16 protein-coding genes and 1 tRNA gene are annotated in these 21,403 nt (G+C 46.2%); 10 read left to right on the top strand and 7 right to left on the bottom strand.

Going from position 1 to position 21,403, the window contains the following annotated elements; genetic code table 11:
* Nucleotides 1–12: 12 nt before the first annotated feature.
* From ICN30_RS10120 to smc, 4 genes are all read right to left on the bottom strand, one after another.
* The gene (locus ICN30_RS10120) at nt 13–783 is read right to left on the bottom strand and encodes an aspartyl/asparaginyl beta-hydroxylase domain-containing protein (protein WP_216863425.1); all 771 of its coding nucleotides are present in this window, start codon (nt 781–783) and stop codon (nt 13–15) included.
* Nucleotides 784–1,084: 301 nt separating this feature from the next.
* On the bottom strand, nt 1,085–3,100 hold the full coding sequence (ligA, locus tag ICN30_RS10115; protein ID WP_216275383.1) for an NAD-dependent DNA ligase LigA: 2,016 nt from the start codon (nt 3,098–3,100) through the stop codon (nt 1,085–1,087).
* A 9-nt stretch (nt 3,101–3,109) separates the two neighbouring features.
* Nucleotides 3,110–4,180, bottom strand: a complete 1,071-nt coding sequence (locus ICN30_RS10110; protein ID WP_370626642.1) for a cell division protein ZipA C-terminal FtsZ-binding domain-containing protein — start codon at nt 4,178–4,180, stop codon at nt 3,110–3,112.
* Nucleotides 4,181–7,702: a chromosome segregation protein SMC gene (smc, locus tag ICN30_RS10105; protein WP_216275382.1), complete on the bottom strand. Its 3,522-nt coding sequence runs from the start codon at nt 7,700–7,702 to the stop codon at nt 4,181–4,183.
* 174 nt (nt 7,703–7,876) lie between these two features.
* On the opposite strand from smc, the gene dapD reads away from it, so the two are divergent.
* From dapD to prmB, 3 genes are read left to right on the top strand one after another with little or no spacing between them, the layout of a single operon-like run.
* Nucleotides 7,877–8,704 carry a 2,3,4,5-tetrahydropyridine-2,6-dicarboxylate N-succinyltransferase gene (gene dapD, locus ICN30_RS10100; protein ID WP_215333495.1) on the top strand — a complete coding sequence of 276 codons (828 nt, stop codon included), beginning with the start codon at nt 7,877–7,879 and terminating at the stop codon, nt 8,702–8,704.
* 9 nt (nt 8,705–8,713) lie between these two features.
* A complete protein-coding gene (dapE, locus tag ICN30_RS10095; protein ID WP_216275381.1) occupies nt 8,714–9,865 on the top strand; it encodes a succinyl-diaminopimelate desuccinylase in 1,152 nt (383 codons plus the stop codon).
* Between the two features lie 33 nt (nt 9,866–9,898).
* Nucleotides 9,899–10,795 carry a 50S ribosomal protein L3 N(5)-glutamine methyltransferase gene (gene prmB, locus ICN30_RS10090; RefSeq protein WP_216275379.1) on the top strand — a complete coding sequence of 299 codons (897 nt, stop codon included), beginning with the start codon at nt 9,899–9,901 and terminating at the stop codon, nt 10,793–10,795.
* A gap of 13 nt (nt 10,796–10,808) precedes the next feature.
* Here prmB and radA read toward each other — a convergent pair whose 3' ends face one another.
* From radA to ICN30_RS10075, 3 genes are read right to left on the bottom strand one after another with little or no spacing between them, the layout of a single operon-like run.
* The gene (radA, locus tag ICN30_RS10085; RefSeq protein WP_216275377.1) at nt 10,809–12,173 is read right to left on the bottom strand and encodes a DNA repair protein RadA; all 1,365 of its coding nucleotides are present in this window, start codon (nt 12,171–12,173) and stop codon (nt 10,809–10,811) included.
* 41 nt (nt 12,174–12,214) lie between these two features.
* Nucleotides 12,215–12,724: a hypothetical protein gene (locus ICN30_RS10080; RefSeq protein ID WP_216275376.1), complete on the bottom strand. Its 510-nt coding sequence runs from the start codon at nt 12,722–12,724 to the stop codon at nt 12,215–12,217.
* On the bottom strand, nt 12,721–14,565 hold the full coding sequence (locus ICN30_RS10075; protein ID WP_255533214.1) for a potassium transporter Kup: 1,845 nt from the start codon (nt 14,563–14,565) through the stop codon (nt 12,721–12,723). The genes ICN30_RS10080 and ICN30_RS10075 overlap by 4 nt, the downstream gene beginning before the upstream one ends.
* Nucleotides 14,566–14,816: 251 nt before the next feature.
* Between ICN30_RS10075 and ICN30_RS10070 the strand changes: the two genes are divergently transcribed.
* The 7 genes from ICN30_RS10070 to ICN30_RS10040 all read left to right on the top strand — a co-directional run bounded on the left by ICN30_RS10070 (nt 14,817) and on the right by ICN30_RS10040 (nt 21,184).
* Nucleotides 14,817–14,893: transfer RNA gene (locus ICN30_RS10070), tRNA-Met, on the top strand.
* 216 nt (nt 14,894–15,109) lie between these two features.
* Nucleotides 15,110–15,253, top strand: coding sequence for a hypothetical protein (locus ICN30_RS10065; protein WP_216275373.1), 144 nt, complete (start codon nt 15,110–15,112; stop codon nt 15,251–15,253).
* A 17-nt stretch (nt 15,254–15,270) separates the two neighbouring features.
* Nucleotides 15,271–16,539 carry a GIY-YIG nuclease family protein gene (locus ICN30_RS10060; RefSeq protein ID WP_216275371.1) on the top strand — a complete coding sequence of 423 codons (1,269 nt, stop codon included), beginning with the start codon at nt 15,271–15,273 and terminating at the stop codon, nt 16,537–16,539.
* A 1,097-nt stretch (nt 16,540–17,636) separates the two neighbouring features.
* On the top strand, nt 17,637–17,813 hold the full coding sequence (locus tag ICN30_RS10055; protein WP_216275369.1) for a hypothetical protein: 177 nt from the start codon (nt 17,637–17,639) through the stop codon (nt 17,811–17,813).
* On the top strand, nt 17,803–18,615 hold the full coding sequence (locus ICN30_RS10050; RefSeq protein ID WP_216275367.1) for a hypothetical protein: 813 nt from the start codon (nt 17,803–17,805) through the stop codon (nt 18,613–18,615). The genes ICN30_RS10055 and ICN30_RS10050 overlap by 11 nt, the downstream gene beginning before the upstream one ends.
* On the top strand, nt 18,591–19,454 hold the full coding sequence (locus tag ICN30_RS10045; RefSeq protein ID WP_216275365.1) for a hypothetical protein: 864 nt from the start codon (nt 18,591–18,593) through the stop codon (nt 19,452–19,454). Before ICN30_RS10050 ends, ICN30_RS10045 begins: the two co-directional genes overlap by 25 nt.
* 68 nt (nt 19,455–19,522) lie before the next feature.
* On the top strand, nt 19,523–21,184 hold the full coding sequence (locus ICN30_RS10040; RefSeq protein WP_216275363.1) for a hypothetical protein: 1,662 nt from the start codon (nt 19,523–19,525) through the stop codon (nt 21,182–21,184).
* The last annotated feature ends 219 nt before the right edge of the window (nt 21,185–21,403 follow it).

Raw genomic sequence — 21,403 nt, 5'->3', positions numbered from 1 at the left:
CTGCTAATTTGGTTAAAAGAAAATAAACCAAAGTATTAACAGGGCAATACAGAAATATTTAGTTATTTTGTAAGCGGTATGATTGCGCCTCTTAAATTCTCTGCGCCTTTTCTCAAACTTATGATGAAAATGAGCTAACTTATTGACGGCTCCAGTTCGATCACGAATATCATTTGGTGAGCTACCTGCCGTCATTACATTTTTGCTAAACCATTTATTAAGCATGGCCACCCATGTAGAAGTCACTGGGCGCTCAATATCGCAGAATAAAATAATGCGCGACTCAGCGGTCTTGTTATGAGCCTCATGGATATAGGTTTCATCAAAAATGACGCCCTTACCATCACGCCAACTATATCTTTGACCATCAACCTCAATAAAACAAGAATCATCGTTAGGAGTAATTAAGCCGAGGTGATAGCGCAAGGATCCTGCATATGGGTCTCGATGCTTGTTAAGTCTACCTCCAGCAGGCAGCTCAGCAAACATGGCAGCCTTCACTGAAGGGATGGACTTCAATACCTCAAATGTATTTGGGCAGAATTCAGCAGCAGATGGATGGCTGGCTCCATACCATTTCAAATAAAAACGTTTCCACCCATACTGAAAGAAAGAACCAAAGCCTATATCGTCATGATTTTCCGATGCTTTAATTCGCTGCATTTTGGATAAATTTAATGCTTCTTCACGAAATACCTGCCAATTATCCTCAAGGACTTTTAACTCAGGAAATTCGCTGACTGAGACGTATGGGGTTGTGGGTACCTTTGAAAAAAAGATCATTACCGCATTGATGGGTGCAAATATAACCGAGTGATCTAGAAAGAGGCGACTTAAGGGTAATCGTACTCGCCCACGGAAATGAGAGAAGAGTATCGATGACACCCAGAGAAATAATAAAATCCACTTTAAAAAAATCACCCCTGAAATTTTTATTTGCTTTATCTAGTTGCCTCTTACGCCCATGAAAGCAGAATACAGATATTTCTAATAATTATAGCTTTTTAGCCACAGCCGAAATTATCGACTGCCGAATACACAAAATGCTCTTAATGAATCAAGTGGGCATTAAATGAATGGAAATTTACTTCAATAACCCCAACATGACAGCCTCGTCAATTACCGGAACACCTAACTCTTCCGCTTTGGTCAGCTTACTACCAGCATCTGATCCCGCAACTACATAGTCGGTTTTCTTCGAAACAGATCCAGAAACTTTTGCGCCAGCCTTTTCAAGAAGATCTTTTGCCTCATCCCTCGTCATCGTCGGGAATGTACCCGTAAGTACAAATGTTTTTCCTGCTACGGCTGCGCTGATGACTTTTTTCTCAACAGTTAGCTGCATTCCAGAGGCTAAGAGTTGTTCGATCACTTCACGGTTATGGGCTTCCTCCATAAAGCTAGTGATAGAGTCAGCCACTACTGGCCCAACATCTTTTACGGTTAGCAAGTCTTCGAGAGTGGCATCCATCAGGGCATGCATGGTTTGGTAGTGATTGGCCAAGTCTTTGGCGGTAGTCTCGCCCACATGACGAATACCCAATGCAAAAATGAATCTCGCTAGCGTAGTGTTTCTGGATTGATTGATTGCGGCGATGAGGTTGTCCGCAGACTTCTCCCCCATGCGCTCTAGATTAGCAATAGCGGTAAAGCCAAGACGATAGAGATCAGCGGGCGTTCGAACTAGATTGTGATCCACCAACTGATCGACGATCTTTTCACCCAAACCTTCAATATCTAATGCGCGTCTATGCGCAAAATGAATTAATGCCTGCTTACGCTGTGCTCCGCAGAATAAACCACCACTACAGCGCGCCACCGCTTCATCTGCTAGACGCTCAATATGTGAATCACACACAGGGCAATTTTTTGGCATTACAAATTCTGCTGCATTGCTAGGGCGGCGCTCTTTGACCACCGAAACCACTTCTGGAATTACATCCCCTGCTCTTCGAACGGAAACGGTATCACCAATGCGAACATCCTTACGCCTCACTTCATCCTCATTGTGAAGGGTGGCATTGGTAACGGTGACACCACCCACCTCTACCGGAGAAAGTCTTGCAACTGGAGTAATGGCGCCAGTGCGCCCTACTTGGACATCAATTCCGAGAACGGTGGTTAAGGCTTCTTGCGCTGGAAACTTATGAGCTAAAGCAAAACGTGGAGCCCTGGATACAAAGCCTAACCTAGCCTGCTCTGCAAATGAGTTGACCTTATAAACCACACCATCAATGTCATATGGCAATGAATCGCGTTTAATGCCAACCTCGTTATAGAAAGCCAATATCTCCTCTACCGATTTGAGGACGCGTCGCTCTGAGCAAACTGGCAAGCCCAGCTTTACATATGCGTTAAGTAACTCTTCATGGGTTTTGGGCAGCCAGGATTGTGGCTCTAGCGCTCCTAAGCCATAGGCGAAGAATGACAATGGTCTTTTAGCGGTGATTTTAGAGTCGAGTTGGCGCAAGCTCCCTGCTGCAGCATTGCGAGGGTTAGCGAATTCTTTCTCACCCTGGGCAGCAGCTTGTGCATTCATTTTCTGGAAGTCTTTGAGATACATAAAAACTTCACCGCGAACTTCTAGGATTTCGGGAATGTTAGCCCCCGACAATTTAAGAGGAATAGCGCGAATAGTTTTGATGTTGGCAGTGACATCTTCACCGCTAGCACCATCACCTCGAGTAGCTGCCCTGACTAATGAACCATGCTCATAGCGTAGTGAGATCGCTAGACCATCAAATTTGAGCTCTCCCGCGTAATCTACCTGGTCGACGTGCAGACCTTCACGGCAACGACGATCAAAGGCAATCAGCTCGGCATCTTCAAATGCATTGTTTAAAGAAAGCATCGGCACTGAATGAGTTACCGAATCAAATTCTTTTAGCGCAACTCCACCGACTCTTTGCGAGAGTGAATCAGCGGTCACCCACTCAGGATGCGCACCCTCAATATCAAGTAACTCGCGATAGAGGCGGTCATATTCACTATCAGGAACAATAGGGTTATCAAGAACATAGTAAGCATGCTCTAGGCGCGCTAACTCAGCTTGTAAGAATGCGTAGCGATCCGCTAAATTTGTCGGACTAGAGGACGACAAAGCGATTCCTTAGCTAAAGAGTCTGCTAGCAGTAGAAGAGCCAGCTGAAACGCCGCTCTTCTCGAGATTGGCGTATAGGACATCAAGATGCTGGCGAATGCTAATCACAGCAGCTTCAGTCAGATTGATGCCGTTGTCATCGACCAAGCGACCGTGGGCAGCTTGGGCGATCTCGATACCTTCGCCCAGCATGCGCTCGAAAGCGCGCTCTTCATGAGAGACCAAGGGCACTTCAAGCAATAAAGTGACTTGTTTAACAGGCGCATTGGGATCGATTTCCGCACTGGTAAAGATGAGTGCGCCGTTACTATAGAACTCATAGGCACGGCCATTACGAGAAAGTCTAAAACCCCGTTTGCGCATCAAGGCATCAAAGTTAGCGCCAGGCGTTGCCTCATCGAAAAGCACATTAATACTTAACTGAATATCACTCTCTGCGGCCATAGAATCGAGCTCTTTAGCACTATCAAGCATTGCACTCACGCTTGGCATATCAATTTGAGAACCCAGAGTTTCTGCAAGTGCTTGAGCGCGAGAACAAAAATCAGATAACTCCAAAACACCAATCGGGCCACGGCGGCTAGCTAACTGAATTGCCAACTGCAACTCAGAATAAGACGCTTCTGGGCGTAAAGCCTCCCAATCTTCAGCAGCATCAACATCCGCGTTTAAACCTTCGCACATCCAGCGCGCCGTTGAAGTTGCAGGCACCTCATTCCAAGTATTGATTTCTTCTAAGATTTCTTTGCCGCTGATGCCCTCATCAAAACGCAGGGTAATAACGCAATCGATCCGAGGATCAATTGAAAAACTTTCAGGAGCGGAAACTGCTGGGAGATTTATTTCGCCAAAAGAAGGTTCGGCCCGATCTTCAGCTTCAGCAAAGCCTGGGCCAAAAGAAGGTTCCTTTGTAAAACGATCATCAGCAGAGTATTCGCCGGCAGCTTTTGCCTTACGGCGAGCACGAGCGTATTTAAGATTCAAAATGGCCACTGAAATGAGAATCAGAAGGCCAATAACAGCCAAAGCGAACTGCAAGTCAGACAAACCTAACATTGTCATGAATTGCTCTAGATCCACTTAAGCCGCCTCCACCATAGATACCGCAGAAGAAATATCCACAGCCACAATACGAGAGACACCCTGCTCCTGCATGGTGACACCAATCAACTGATGAGCAATTTCCATAGTGATCTTGTTATGTGAGATGAATACAAATTGAGTCTTATTAGACATTTTGGCAACCATCTGCGCATAACGCAAGGTGTTCGCATCATCCAACGGCGCATCCACCTCATCGAGTAAGCAGAATGGAGCAGGATTGAGGAGGAACAAGGAGAAGACCAGGGCAATCGCGGTCAGAGCCTTTTCTCCACCAGAGAGTAAGTAGATCGAACTGTTTTTCTTGCCTGGAGGCTGAGCCATCACTTGAACGCCAGCATCCAAAATCTCTTCACCAGTCATCACCAACTCAGCATGACCACCACCGAAAAGCTCTGGGAACAGTTTTCCGAAGTGGGTATTGACCTGATCAAAGGTACCTTGCAAGAGATCACGAGTTTCCGCATCAATCTTGGCAATCGCATCCGTCAAAGTCTGCATCGCTTCATTCAAGTCGGCGGATTGCGCATCCAAGAACTGCTTGCGCTCACGCGAACTAGAGAGTTCGTCCAGGGCAGCCATATTCACTGGACCCAAAGACTGAATCTCTGAGTTGAGGCGATTGACTTCGGTTTGCAATGCGCCTACTTTAAGGTCAGGACTAAAGCTTGCCTCTAATGCAGTTAAGTCAGCCTCAGCATCTGAGAGTAAGGTTGCAAACTGTTCAAAGTTCAAACGGGCAGCCTGTTCACGTAACTGCAAATCAACCACCTTGTCACGCATCGGCTGAAGACTGCGTTCAATCTGTAAGCGCACTTCATCCGCCTCGCGCAATTGATGCAATAAAGCATCTTGTTCGGTACGGGCATTAGCCAATGCGGCTTCACGAGCACTGCGAGCCAACAAGAGTCCCTGCAATTTATCTTGAGCCTCTTCATCGCTGAGAGTTTCAAGTTCTTGCTCGGAAGTAGCCTGCTTATCTTGGATCTCCATAATCTGCACGCGTGCAGTACTTTGATCACGTTGCAAGTCAGCAATGCGTTGCTGTAAAGAACGGGTTGCAAAAGCCGCTTCTTGAGCAGACATCTCGGATGAGCGTAAAGATTCACGCAAACGATCGCGCTCTTGGGTTGCTAGCTCGAGTTTTTCTTGAGCAATAGCAAGATTTTCTTGCAAGCCTTGCTTAGACTCTTCTGACTGCGCAAGCTCTTCAGCCGATTGCTCTTGAGTTTGAATCAATTGCTCCATTTGCTGGCGCAATTCACTTAACTCCCCCTGAATTTGTTCAGCGCGTTGGCTGTACTTTTCTTCAGCTTGAGTTAATTGCATTCTTTCCACTTCAAAGCCGTGCACTTCTTGTACGGCTTGCTCAGCAGCGATACGAGTTTGCTCAGCAGCTTGGTGGGCGGCCTGATAGTTAGCGGCACATTGATCCAACTCACCTTGCAGTTCACTTTGAATGAGTTTCTGTGCACGTAATTGCTTCTCGAGACCTTCCATCTCTTGAGCACGTGCCAACATACCGGCTTGCTCAGAGTCGGCCGCGTACAACTGCACGCCCACACGACTCACTAAATGGCCTTGTTGAGTAACAAAAGCACCGCCAGCAGGTAACTTCTCGCGACGATGCAATGCATCTTCCAAGCTATTGGCGATATAGATATTGTCTAGCCACTCTTGCAATACAGCAGCAACACGAGGTGCACCCGCGCTCTGAACACGAGTTAATAGCGGAATGAAATCCGCTGGCACAGTAGTGTGCGCAGGAGATATATCTTCTGTTAACAAAATCGCTAGACGACTCGGAGGAGCGTCATTTGCTAAAGCTAAAGTTTCTTGAACGCTCTTGGCTGTAACGGCGGCTAAGCGCTCGCGCAATACGGACTCCAAAGCAGCTTCCCAACCACTCTCGACTTTGAGCTCTTGCCACAAACGCTTGCTCTCTTTTAAGCCTTTGCTCTCAAGCCATGGGCCGATCTTGCCTTGGGCTTGAACGCTAGCTTGCAATGCAGTCAGTGCAGTCAGCTTTGCTTCGGTTTGAGCCAGCTCTTGGTTAGCCGACTGAATCTGTTGTTGTGCAGTGTTGCGAGCTTCATCGGCAGCCGGCACACGTTGTTGCGCCTCACCAGCTTTTTGTCTTGCCTCATCCACTTTGCGTTGCGCCATTGCATGACGATCAATTGCCATTTGCAATGCTTCTGCATCAGGTCTACGCATACCAGCCAGCTCAGCCTCGAGACGGGTATCGCGCCCTTTGAGTTCTTCAATTTGGGTAGTGATAGCTTTAACGCGCTCACCCAAACTTGCTAGGCGCTGATCAATCGTGGCCAAGTTCTCACGGGCATCGTTGAGTTCGCGTGCGTGAACTTGATAAGCTTCTTCGCGAGCTGGCATTTGCTCTTGCAAACCAGATAAATCAGCAATGAGTGTTTGTTCTTTTTCTGCAGCTAAGCTGAGTTCTTGCTCGGCAGTACGCTGTGCTTGCGCAGCATCAGTTTCTTGAACAGTCCAACGTTGTAATTGGGCTTGTAAATCTTGAGATTGCTGTTGCAGGCGCTGACGTGCTTCTTGCACATAACGAATCTGTGACTCTACTTGACTTACATCAGCGTTAGTTTGATACAAATCGCCTTGGGCTTGAGAAACTTTATCTTGCAAAGCGTACTGTTCGGTACGCATAGTCTCAAGCTCAGTTTCAGCATGACGCATTTTTGCTGTCTGCTCTTCCAAGCTCACTTGCGTGTCACGAATGCCGTTGGCATGACGCTCTTGCTCTTTACCAGCCTCAGTCTGACGCACGAACCAGAGTAACTGTTGTTGCGATTTCATCTCAGTAGAGAGCTCGGCATGGCGCTCAGCTACAGTTGCCTGCTTCTCTAAGCGAGTGAGCTGTTGATCGAGCTCACGCAAAATATCTTCTACGCGTACTAAGTTTTCTTTTGTATCTTCAAGGCGGGAAGCAGTTTCTTTACGACGCTCTTTGTATTTGGAAACACCTGCAGCCTCTTCCAAGAAAACACGTAGCTCTTCTGGCTTTGCTTCCAAGATACGGTTGATGGTGCCCTGCCCGATGATCGCGTAGCCTCTTGGACCCATACCAGTACCCAAGAAAATATCTTGAATATCTTTACGACGCACCACTTGGTTATTAACGTAGTAACTAGAATTGCCATCGCGCGTCAAAACGCGTTTGATACCTAGTTCTGTAAAAGCACTCCACTGACCTTGAGCGCGCCCTTCTGAATTGTCAAAAATGAGTTCCACACTGGCACGACCAGATGGTTTACGCAAACCAGAGCCATTAAAGATCACGTCCTGCATTGATTCGCCACGCAATTCACTAGCGCGAGACTCACCCAAAACCCAGCGTACAGCGTCAATAATGTTCGACTTTCCGCAACCGTTAGGACCCACAACACCGATCAATTGACCTGGCATTTCAAAGTGAGTTGGATCGACGAAGGACTTAAAGCCGGAAAGTTTGATGGATTTCAGTTGCACGGCGTACTTTGCAGGGAAAAAAGGGGTTCAAATAAGGGGGTAAAAATTATTACTAAAGTGGGAAGATGATAGCAAGCTTAGGGCTCCTCACACGGGTTTTTGCCCCACCGATATAATGATTAATCTACTTCCAGGGGCAAAACCCCTTAACAATCTGATAGTTAACTGAAAAGCATGAGCCAATCACCACAAAGCATCATCGAACAAGCCTGGGAAAACCGCGCAAACCTGTCTCCTGAGGCCGTTTCTGGGGAAATCCGCAACGCTGTGAACGCCGTACTCGAAGGCCTGAATACAGGCAGTATTCGTGTAGCTGAGCGCCGTAGCGTCGGCAAATGGGAAGTAAACCAGTGGGTAAAGAAGGCTGTTTTGCTCTCTTTCCGCCTGGAGGACAACAAACCAATGGGTGCCGGCGGCTATACCCAGTTCTACGACAAGGTACCAAGCAAGTTTGAGCACTACACCGCCGAAGACTTCGCCAATGGCGGTTTCCGTGTAGTTCCCCCTGCAATGGCTCGCCGTGGCTCATTTATTGGCAAAAATGCCGTTTTAATGCCTTCTTACGTCAATATTGGTGCTTATGTAGGCGAAGGCACCATGGTGGATACCTGGGCAACCGTAGGCTCATGCGCTCAAATTGGTAAAAACGTCCACCTATCTGGTGGCGTTGGTATTGGCGGTGTTTTAGAGCCAATTCAAGCTGGCCCAGTGATTATTGAAGATAACTGCTTTATTGGCGCGCGTTCTGAGGTCGTTGAAGGCGTAGTTATTGAAGAAAATGCTGTTCTCTCTATGGGCGTATACATTGGTCAAAGCACCAAGATCTACGACCGTGAAACTGGTGAGATCCATTACGGTCGTGTGCCAGCAGGTTCTGTTGTGGTTCCAGGCTCACTCCCCTCTGCTTGCGGCAAGTACAGCCTATACGCTGCGATCATCGTGAAAAAGGTTGATGCTCAGACTAGAGCTAAGACTGCGATCAACGAACTCTTGCGCGATTAAGCTAAATCTATGAGCGCCACCCTTGAGCTAACTGAAGCCCTCATCTCCTGCCGCTCGGTAACCCCTGCGGACGGGGGCTGTCAGGAGCTCATTGCTAAACGCCTTCAAGCTATAGGCTTTCATACTGAGAGCGTTGTCAGCGGCCCTGAGAGTTTTCAGGTAACCAATCTTTGGGCAATCAAAAAGGGTGTCAGTGGTGATCAAGGCGAAGTCTTGATGTTTGCCGGTCACACTGATGTGGTTCCTACTGGCCCGCTCGAAAAATGGACTAATGATCCATTTACCCCAACCATTCGTGATGGCATGCTCTATGGCCGTGGCGCTGCGGATATGAAAACCTCTCTTGCGGCATTCGTTGTTGCTACAGAAGAATTCGTAATCACCCATCCAAATCACAAAGGCTCCATTGCCTTTTTGATTACGAGCGATGAAGAAGGTCCAGCTAATGATGGCACGGTCATCATGTGTGAGCGCTTGCAAAAACAGGGGCAGCGTTTAGATTACTGCGTCATTGGCGAGCCAACCTCAGTCGACCAATTGGGCGACATGATTAAGAATGGTCGTCGTGGCTCACTCTCAGGCAAGCTTAGGGTCAAAGGTATTCAGGCGCATATCGCCTATCCTCACCTAGGTAAAAATCCAATTCATATTTCTGCACCAGCAATTCAAGCGCTAGTAGAAACTGAGTGGGATAAAGGTAATCAGTATTTCCAACCTACCAGCTTTCAAATTTCCAATATTCATGCGGGAACTGGTGCGAATAATGTTATCCCTGGTGAATTGGCAATTGATTTCAACTTCCGCTTCTCTACCGAGAGCAAGCCAGAAGAGTTGCGCAGTCGTCTAGAAGGTATTCTTACTGCAGCAGGCCTCGACTTTGAAATTGATTGGGTGTTAGGCGGGAGCCCATTCATTACCGGTGATGGCGCCCTTGCTGGTGCTTTACGCAAAGCTATTAAAGCTGAAACCAAAATCGATACAGAGCTCTCCACTACTGGCGGTACAAGTGATGGTCGCTTCATTGCCAAGATCTGCAAAGAAGTGGTCGAGTTCGGCCCACTCAATGCAACTAGTCACAAAATTGATGAGTGCGTGATTGTGGATGATGTCGTGCCACTCAAAAATATCTTCCGCAAGACTCTCGAGCAACTTGTTGCTTAAGAATATTTAGCTAAATACTTCTCATAAAAATTCATGGACCCTGCGCCCCAGCAATCTCTGACGCTTGATCAATGTATTGATCAAATTGCACAACGACTAGAAGCAGCAGATTTACATTATGGTCATGGCGCCATTGATGCCCAGAGTGAAGCTCTATGGATTGTCAGCAAGCAGTTGGACTTCAGCCCTACTGATGCGTTGGATCACCTAGAGCAAGTAATGAGTGCCGAGCAAATTGCTAAGGCACTTGAGGTGACAGAAATCCGCATCTCTTCACGCAAGCCTTTGGCCTATATTTTGGGTGAAGCTTGGCTAATGGGTGTGCCATTTTTCTCCAGCGAGCAAAGTATTGTGCCCCGCTCCTGGATTGCCGAGTTAATCGTTGATGGCTCACTCGAGCCTTGGTTACCGGCAGATGGCAAAGCACTCGATCTATGCACAGGCAATGGCTCTCTAGCAATTTTGTTAGCGATGGCTTGCCCAGATATCCATGTCAGCGCTTGCGACATCAGCTTGCCCGCATTAGCAGTGGCATCTCGCAATCTCGATCGTCATGGCCTCACTTCTCAAGTGGAGCTTTTTGAGGGTGATCTTTGGGATGCGCTTCCAGAACCGCATGAAGATAATCTCTTTGACCTCATCATTTGCAACCCGCCTTACGTCAACGCCAATTCCATGAATGCCCTGCCCGCTGAATATCATGCGGAGCCTGCTCTTGCATTGGCAGGTGGCGATGATGGCATGGATCTCATTCGTAAGATTATTGCTAGTGCTCCTGAATACCTATCTGAGCGTGGCGCCATTCTGATTGAGATTGGTAATGAGTATGAGCACTTTAAAAAAGCGTTTCCGCAGATCCCAGTTATTTGGATGGAAGTATCTGCGGGTGACGAGCAAGTGCTACTGATTCAAGCGGAAGACTTGCGCTAGATCTATTGCTACCTTAACTTAGCTCTGCTGCCGCAGAGATGGCCTGATCAATTCGCTCTACTGGAATTACTCTCAATCCCGGAATCTTCGTCTTCGGCATATTGGCCTTCGGAATAATTGCCACTGTGAAACCGAGCTTAGCTGCTTCTTTCAAGCGCTCCTGGCCACGTGGGCATGGACGAATCTCTCCAGCCAAACCAACCTCTCCAAACACAATTAATTCTTTTGGCAGGGCCTTATTACGAATCGATGATTGAATTGCCAACAAGACAGCTAAGTCAGCAGCCGGCTCCGAGATCTTCACACCACCTACTGCATTCAAGAAGACGTCCTGATCAAAGCACGCTACACCAGCATGACGATGTAATACCGCTAAGAGCATAGCCAAACGCGCCTGCTCCAAACCAACCGCCAAGCGGCGAGGATTGGGGATATGAGCAGTATCTACGAGCGCCTGAATCTCCACCAAGAGTGGGCGACTGCCCTCTTGCGTAACCAAAACGCAGGCACCAGGCACCATCTCAGCATGTTGCGATAAGAAAATAGCCGAAGGATTGGCAACTCCACGCAAACCTTTTTCAGTCATGGCAAATACACCGAGCTCATTGACTGCGCCAAAACGGTTTTTAATCGAGCGCACCAATCTAAATGAAGAGTGAGTGTCACCCTCAAAATAGAGAACGGTATCGACAATATGCTCGAGGACACGAGGGCCAGCCAAGTGACCATCTTTAGTGACATGCCCCACCATCAAGACACAGATACCGCTGGATTTAGCAGCTCTAGTTAATTGCGCAGCACACTCTCGTACTTGCGCCACTGAGCCTGGAGCAGAACTCAGCACTTCCGAATACAAAGTCTGAATAGAGTCGACCACCAAGACCTGCGGTTTCACTGTATCCATGATGGATAACAGTTTTTCCAATTGAATTTCAGCTAGCACCTCTAATTGAGGGGCATCTAATGAAATCCGTTTTGCTCTTAGCGCAATTTGCGCAGCAGATTCTTCGCCACTACTGTAGAGAACATTCATGCCTGCAGCACTCATCTCTGCCAGGGCCTGCAGCAATAGCGTAGATTTACCAATACCAGGGTCGCCGCCTAAAAGAACGACGCCACCGGGCACTAAGCCACCACCCAGTACACGATCAAACTCTTCCACACCAGTACTAAAACGCGGAAGATCTTCAGCTGAAATTGCGGAAAGTTTTTGACGTGGCAATGACTGCGCTAAACCCTGAAAGCGGGTATTTGAAGTCACCTCAGGTAAGCCCTCTTCTAGCGTATTCCATGCCTGGCATGAAGGACACTGCCCTTGCCACTTAGCAGAGGTCCCACCGCATGACTGACAGATATAGATTGTTTTAATCTTGGCCAAAGTATTACCTAGTAATTAGTGAGTGCAGCAGTAAAAATCAGTTAATCGAGCTGCGTGCCCGCTTTATTTTCTTGAGCGCGCTTAGGTGCATCTTTACGACGTTGCTCCACATCTGCTGCACGGGAAGCCGCTGCCTTTTGCTTCTCTTCGAAATCTTTTTGGTTGGCTGCGCGCTCAGCCGCTTTTTCAGCAGAGGCACGTTCAGCAATCTTCGCTGCATCGCGCTGATTCTTAATACTTGCGCGCAACTTGCGCTGTACTTCATGCAACTCCACTTCTTGCACACGAATCGGATCAATCTCTTTGCGGTACTCAGCACGAGAGTCTTTGAGGCAGCTATTTACCCAGTACTTTTGATAGCACTCAGAGTTCTTTTTATCCCAGCGATATTTAGCCCAATCTCGCTGCAACTCCAGTTCACTCTCAATCTTATCCAGCTGCTCTAGCTGCGCTTCTTCGGCAGGTGTAGCCAGAACTAGACTGCTGAAGGAGCAAATCAGCAGGAATGCCCCTAATGAAAGCAGTGAACGAAAGGTGATCGGCTTTCTCAAATCTCTACCTTTGCGCCAAGCTCAACCAAACGATTGGCGGGAATCCTAAAGAAGTCAGATTGGCGGCCTGCGTTCTGATACATCCAGCAGAACAGGCGTTCACGCCAGATAGCCATGCCTGGTATTGCAGATGGCACGATGGTATCGCGAGATAAGAAGAATGAAGTATTCATCAAATCAAACTTCATGCCGAAGGTCTTCTCAATCAAATCAATGATTGAGCCCATATCTGGAGTTTCTTTAAAGCCATATACCGCCCGAACCACATGGATATTTCCGCCCAAATCTTTCATAGTGATGCGCTCAGAATCATTTACATAGGGCACGTCCCAGATACTGACCTTCAGGAAAAATACTCTTTCATGAAGTACATGGTTGTGTTTGAGGTTATGCAAGAAGGAAACTGGCAAGTAATCAACATGAGCAGTTAAGAAAACTGCAGTGCCCTCAACGCGATGCGGTGGATGCTTCAAAAGAGAATCAATAAAACTGCTGAGCTGAATACCCTCTTCCATCGCACGTTGACGCAAAATTTGACGGCCACGAAACCAAGTAATCAAACAAGTAAAGCAGAGCAATCCAAGCGCTAATGGATACCAGCCACCGTCTTTGATCTTGATTAAATTGGCAGTCCAAAAAGCGAAGTCAATAAACAAGAATGAAAGAGTAATAAAAGCGACTAGCAACACATTCATTTTCCATTCACGCAACATCACTACAGCCAATAAAATCGTAGTAATCAGCATGGTGGATGTCACCGATATTCCATATGCAGCAGCTAAGTTCATTGAACCCTTAAATGCCACCACAGTCGCGACCACCATAAATAGGAGTGCCCAGTTCACAAGTGGGATATAAATTTGACCCTGCTCAGAATCTGAGGTGTGGAGAATATTCATGCGCGGCATAAAACCGAGCAGGATTGCTTGGCTAACCAAAGAATATGCACCTGAGATTACCGCTTGAGAGGCAATCACCGTCGCAGCTGTGGCTAGACCTACTATTGGCCATAGCGCCCAATCAGGCACCATCAAATAAAAGGGGTTCTTGATAGCCTCTGGATTTGAAAGAAGTAAAGCGCCCTGACCCAAATAATTAATCAGCAAACTTGGAAGCACAATAAAAAGCCATGCATAGCGAATGGGTGACTTACCAAAGTGCCCCATATCTAAGTAGAGAGCCTCCACACCGGTAACTACCAAGACCACAGCACCCATCACAATGTAAGCCGTTGTTGGATGCGCAACAATAAAGTTCACCGCATACATCGGATTAAAGGCAGCAATAATTTGTGGGGCATCGCCAATATTAATAGCGCCAAGGACGGCAAGCGTTAAAAACCATACCAGCGTAATTGGGCCAAATAACTTTCCAACCGTAGCTGTGCCGTATTTCTGAATTAGAAATAAAGCAACCAGAATAATCAGTGAAATTGGAATAATAAATTTATGTAGAGCGGGGGCAGCAATTTCGATACCTTCAACTGCTGACAATACAGAAATGGCCGGCGTAATCACAGACTCGCCCAATAGCATGCAAGCACCCAACATGCCGATGATCATAAAAAAGAAATAGCTCTTGGATTTATTGTCGAATGAGCGAAGGGCTAAGGCCATTAATGAAAGAACGCCACCCTCGCCTTTATTGTCTGCGCGCATCACAAATAGGACGTATTTGACCGTCACCACCAAAATCAACGCCCAGATCATCATAGAGATCACACCAAAGAGCGCCTCTGGAGAATAGGGAATGCCGTGCTCAAAATCAAAGCACTCCTTCAGAGCATACAAAGGACTTGTTCCAATGTCGCCAAAGACCACCCCAATTGCCGCAAGCATCATTACGCCGAGGCTTTTTTTATGCTCGCCCTCAGGCCCATGAACCTCTACGGGATTTAAAAGCGTGGAACTTGAAAATTCTGGATTGCTAATCGACATCTCAAAACCTTAAGGTGATGTTGCACGGCAATATGTTACTCCTTATGCAGCCTGACTCAGGAGTCTTATTTGCCCCAAAAAACCGCTTATTTCAGCTCCATTTGAAGGTATACCTCGACAGAGACCCCTAAAAATGGTAGAATTTCAGCTTCAGACGCGGGGTGGAGCAGTCTGGCAGCTCGTCGGGCTCATAACCCGAAGGTCGTAGGTTCAAATCCTGCCCCCGCAACCAAACAGTAGAAGGCTTCTAGGTCAATTGACTCAGAAGCCTTTTTGCTTTTCCAGGCTTAAGTAAGCCAAAAGTAAGAGATTAACAAGCCGTCACAACCCCTCCTTTCACACTAACTACGGGATAAGGGGGCTAAATTCATGCTCTCAAGGCGTGGCTTAACTATTTTGGCCTAGATGAGGTGGCAATAATTTGGCTTAGGCTTAGCTCTTCTTTGCCATGGAGCATTTGATTTGCTGCGCCTTGGGCGCCATCATCGCGACCCCTAGGCCGAATTTATACCGCCTTTCTCTTTGCTCTGGAGCAGTTGATTTACGTCACTCTGCGCGCTTCAATTACACGCCAGTCGTTATCATGAATTAACTACAAAGAGGTTTTAAATGGCTATCGGGATCAGTTATACCGCTTTTGGTGTGGCATATAAAAGCCAGAGAGAGGCTGCCGAGGCCTATGGAATGGAAACTGGCACGCTTCAATTCAGGTTACAAAGCGGCATGTGCTTAGAGGATGCGCTTACAAAAAAGGTTAATAGAAGAATTTGGGTTGTTGATGGAGTGGAATACAAAACTCTTAAAGAGGCATCCGCTTTTTATCAAATACCCTACCCGCGAATTCAGTCTCGACTCAGGGGCGGCCACTCATTGGATGAGGCCTTTGAAGTCTCGCAGAGTAATGCGCTTTTAAAATCCAAGGATAAGGAATTTACTGTCGACGGAATTGCTTTTGCAACACTTAGTGATGCTTTTCGACACTTTAAACTTTCTAAAAAAGTGGCTGAAAATAGAAAAAGATTGGGCTGGTCGTTTAACCAAATTTTTGGTTTTGAGCCGCCCCCCATCCCCAAAAGATGGGCCACCATAATTTGTGCCGGAATAGAATATAAAAGTATAGCCGCCTTAGGCAGAGCGTTTAATCTCTCTAGAGAGAGGCTTTTTACTCGACTTACAGATATGGGCTTAACACCTGAACAGGCTGTTGGGCTTGAGGATAACCCAAAATCAAAGTTTACTAATGCTGCCGGTGAAGATCGCATTGGGATAATTTATAAGATAAACAATACCGTGAACGGGAAATGTTACGTAGGATTGACAGATGGCGATCTTAAAACTCGATGGAAGCAGCATAGGATGGGCATTCACACGGGAAATCAGCATGGCGATGGATTACTCGCCGCATTTCGTGAGTTCGGCACTGAAGCCTTCACTATTGATGTAATCGAAAAGTCATCCGTCAGATTTTTAGGTGAGCGTGAGAGTTTTTATATCGCTAAATACAATTCTCTTGCTCCAAACGGCTATAACTTAAATGATGGTGGGGCTCGCGGAGGGTCTTGGGGGTCTCCAGTACTCTTACGCGGGGAATGGTACAGATCTCTAAAAGACGTTTGTGAAGTATTTGGCGCTAACTACAAAAATGTACAACAGCGAATGAAGACCTATGGCTGGAGTATTGAGGATGCCATTGGGTTAACGCAGAACACCAATTCTCAAAGCCTTGAAAATATGGCCGTTACAGTAGAAGGCGTTCGATACAGCACTAAAGCTGATGCAGCGAGGCATTACGGAATACCGGAAAAGACTGTTTACGCTAGACTAAAGAGAGGCTGGTCTATTGATGACGCATTTAAAAAACCAGTTAGGAAACGGTAGATCGTGAAATCCCTGCTCACTGCTGCAACGACAATATCCCCGTTCTTAGCAACAAGTGATTAGTAGATCGTTCATTTTGCAAGATTCTTTAAATGGTATGAAAGAGTATCAGATATATTCCCTAATGAATATGAAAGTCCGGCAGACGCATGCGCAATTGAGTCATTGATTGTGTAAGCTAGGATGCCTAGCAAAACTGCGCATATGAGAATCGCGGCTAAGATGCCAGCGAGCAACTGATTTGTTAAGTTGTTCATGTTGCGCCTTATTGGATTAGACTAAAACACCAATAATGCACTACTCATGTCGTGATTATTACGATAATCACGACATAGATATCTATCTTTTCCTGGCATATGCGTAGCATTTGGACGTGCGAGCAAAAATGCTATTGCTTCATGAAAAACATGCTATCGAATTTGCACTCAATAAAGAGAGGCATTAAAGGCAATTGGTCGGTAAATTAAGGGCTGTGCCCCGCTGGACGCGCTCCCAAGGAGTTTAATTACCCTTCACGCTGGACGCTCACCCAATTTAACTTCACTATGTTGCGCGCTTAAAAAGCCAGCTTGCAGGCCGCACGGAAAAGCCGCGCAAAGACAAGAATCAGCCTCGCTTTTGGGTATCCCCTCACGCGAGTACGTCAGTCATCTCACCTTAGGGTGATTCTCCGACTCTGTTCTTATCTTTGCGCAGCTTTGCTCGCGCGGCGGGCTGCGCCCCCAAAACAGAAAATCGCAGTTGGGACTGCTAAATCACTTGGGTGATTTTTCCTGTCGTGAGCCACTAGGCCGTGGCCACACTTTTTGGCTCCCCTGCTTTTGATCACTCACTAAAAGTAAGTGGGCAGAAAACATTAGCTCAAATATCTCTTATTAAAAATAAATGAAAAATAAATTAAAGTTTTCGGAAAAATAGCCGTTAAGTAAGTATGTGGCTAATTTTTAAATTTACAGTCACCAAGCCATTAATAAGAGATATGCAGTAATACCCGGCCTCCCGGATTTTTATGAAGTACATCCACTAGACAGTATCGGTGGGTGATTTCCGAAGCATCTGCTTTTGGAAGACTCTTACATAAAACCTTGGAGCGCCTCATGCAATTAGATCCACACCAAACCCGGCCTTTATGGCTACCGAATACCCTAAAGAATGTCTATTCATCAGCTATCGACAGCTGGTGTCAGCACACCCAAATTGATTTCGATGACTTAAGGACTTACCAAGTGGCAGCGTCGACTCAATCTGCTGCGGAGTCTGACTATGGCAGATAAAACTAAGGTCTCCAGCGACCGTCAATTGGCTTTATTAGCTAGCCGTGCCAAAGCATTGAATGGACTAACTACACTGGAATACAGCCGCAAGAGAGCATTTACCGTGTGCTATTGGGTATTGCGTTGGGGTGTTAGCACACCAGCTTTGATAGACAAAGTTTCAGGCGCGACCCGTCTAGGCGTCTGTCAAAAACTAGTCGATAAAGGCTTGCTAAAAAAGACAAAAACGGCGAGTGGTGGATATGTTCATGGAACAGCTCGCTACATCATTAGTCTGACGAAACAAGGCTTAGATTTTTTACGGCAATATGGTCTTGATGAGACTGTTAACTATAGATTAGTTGACCCTAATAAGATTAGGCAAGACAAATTACGTCATGATTTTATTAGTCAATCCATCACATATGACAATCTAACCGATGGAAATATATTAGATTTTGTTCCTGAATATCTAAATACTGAGCCGCATAAGGCCAATGAAAAAATAGTTGATTGCCTTTGGTTACATCATGATAACTCTAAGACCGGTCTGGAAATAGAGCTCTCGCCTCGCTTCTCAAGAATGCTCAACCAATTTATTTACAACGTTTCCGTTGCCTTGATCGATAAGAAAGTTGATCGATTTTTATTGCTGACAGACCGTCAATCCATTTGCGATAGATATACCGTGGCGATGAACTCGGGCTCAGTTCCACTCTGGTTCAAAAATAATCAAGGCCGCTGGACTCTTAAAACTGAGTCATTCCCTATTCCTAAACACCTTCAGGAAAAATTTATATGCGTATACAAATCAAAGCTGTAATTTCAATTTCCTTACTCATGGCAACCATGCTTTCACTGACTGGATGCGATCAGCGGCCACCACAACCAAAACCCCTCACACCATACGAGCAAGGTGTGAATGATGGTACCGCTCAAACCGAAGACCGCTTTAAAAACTCTACGTTAACCCTTCAACTGGAGCGCGACCGAGTCTACCGAGTTGCTATGCAGCTTGAGGTTGCCAAGCTTGAAGCGTGCGAGGCATATCTATCAATCTGCCCCAATTCAGTCGTGGCAACAGGTCTTGCTGCAAAACGTGCTGGCTTTACGAGTGGCGATAGAACCATCGCTGGCTCAATCCTGGGCTTAAAGATATTTGTAATCACTTGTCTTGCGCTATCAACTCTCTCGGTAGTCTGGCTTCTCCTCGTCTTTGTCTTGGGACCTGCCCACGCGATATTTAACAATGTAGACGCCTTTTATAAGAGCCGTGAAAAGCAAGTTCGTGCCGTGCATGATGAGGCGATCTCGGTGCTGGCAATGAATCAGGCCGATCTTTACGCCCAAACGGCTTCGGTCGATAAGCAATTAGAGGAAAAAGAGAACCTTCTCTCTAATTTTGAATCTGTAAAACGCAAGGAATGGGCGTCCCTTGAGGCATCGATCAGAACAGCGAGTCAGCGTCTTGGACCACTTCAATCATCGCTGGCAATACAGACTAAAGCACTGAATGACCTTCGAAGCCTCATTGCAAAAGCAAAGGCAAGGTTGGACTCAATGATTTTGACCCAGTCACTCTCTCAAAACCTCAAAGATCCAGAGACTAAAGCGGCCTTAATAAAAATTGCTAGCGCCAGATCGGAGGACACCACAGGTTAATTTTCAAGACTTACTTAAGCATTAACTCTTCGTTTTTTTATGCAGTAATTTTAGAAAGTAAAAACATCATGGCAACATTCTTACCTCGCTCCAGCAACAATATGTCTAACCTGACATCAATTAAATTTCGTGAACTGATTATCAGTGAATTAATTTCTAAAGTTTCTCAGTACAAGAATGAGAACGCCCAACTCTCACCTAGCGTTGGATACATCAATAAGGAATACCCCTCTTTCCACCCACGCATGAAAGAGTTTGTACGCAAGCATATGCCGAACGCAACGGCGCGTGAAATTGTAAGTGTCAGAAAGCAGATTTATATTGAATCTGGAATTGCTGATGGTAAGCCAACTATTTTTCATGGCATGACCTATTTAGAAGTTTGCCAATACATTGAGGAGCACCATATCGATAGCATTTCTAAATTACCCAGCAAACTTAATGAATGGATCACAGTCCAAGGTTGGAAGAAGCAAATTCTGCAGCTATTTCCTATGACTGCCTATTCGATTAGCTCTGGTGGTCATGCTTGCCGCTCAAAATACGAGCTCATTGTCGCCAACCTACTTACCGAACTATTGCCTGAGGGTGCTAGCTTTGCCTGCCCAGTAATCTACCCATTTGATAAGCGACTTAATAATGCAAGACAAACGCTTAGCTGTGATTTTGTTGTGCAATTGGGTGATCGATCAATATGGATTGAAGTGTTCACATTCCGTCCTGATTCAGAATTTGAAGCGGGCAATGGATTTGCATCTGCAAGACCGAGTTACCTAGTTCGTCGCCAACGAAAGATCGATTTATTCAAGACTCAACAGTTTGGCGATACATTAGTTGCGCTAGAGGTTAGCAATACTAGCGGCGGATCAAAATCACTCAAGCAATTTATTCAAGATGTATTAGCGCAGTTAACCCCCATCCTATATCTAACCAAGGTGGATATTGCTAACGAAAGTCTCTTTACTGCTCTTATGGCGCGCTTATGTACTGAATATTCACCCATGAGTGAAAAGAGCCAAAACCAGTCTGCTGAGCTAATTGGGGTGGCATCAGCTAGCTTTCAAATTAGCCCTGATAACTTACAGAAAATTCATGATCTGATGGTGCTTAAGGGGGAAAGCGCTTCAGCCGCCCTATCGCAACTCTCCCTTCCACATGAAACCTTCCTGGGCTTGAGCCGACTTACTACCGACGGATCTTGGCAATTACGCAGGATGCTTCCAGTGCCAATGAGTGAGCATTTTTCTGACTCTAAAAATGGTAAAGGCTCTAGCTACTTATCGTTTGCAAAAGCTATTAATTATTTAGCGCAAATCAATACTGCCAATAAATTGAATTCCGAAGGTTATCCAGATTGGGTGGTTCATTATCTTGAGAAAAATTCAGCGATGGGTCAACTCGGGATTTTTGGGATGAATTACAGACAAGCTAAACCCCGAATTGATGGCGAGAATATGACGTCTAGAAATTATGCGACATATATCGTCCAATGGCAGAAGGATGCGTATTTCTTTGGCACGAAAGACATACTCCAAAGCCATACCAAAGGCGTTGAACAGGCTGCGCGGTTGTTTATCGAACGCTTACTTATTTTGATGGAGAACCATTTAATTCTTAATTGGGAAGTCTCTGGCTCAAAACTACTGTTACCGGACCGATACATTCTTATTAACCCAACACCAGATCAAATTGATCATGTTGTGGCGCATATCGTCGCAAATACAGCCTAAGTTGGGCTAGCCCAGAGTGCTATCAGGCAGTTGTCCGCTCTTTACTCATAAGCGGACAGCTGCCAAGTTAATGAGCGATAGACGGAATCCGACCTTGATTTCAACCCGTCGATGCAACACACTACTAACTGCGTAAGCGCAAGGAGTGTTGCTCATGAAACAACGACCTCGAATCTATTACACAGCTACCCAGAAGGCTTTAATGTGGGAGCGCTGGAA

It is taken from the genome of Polynucleobacter sp. 31A-FELB, assembly GCF_018882405.1.
Lineage (GTDB): Bacteria > Pseudomonadota > Gammaproteobacteria > Burkholderiales > Burkholderiaceae > Polynucleobacter.
The sequence above is the reverse complement of the archived record's forward strand: the minus strand, read 5'-3'. Positions and strand labels throughout refer to the sequence as shown.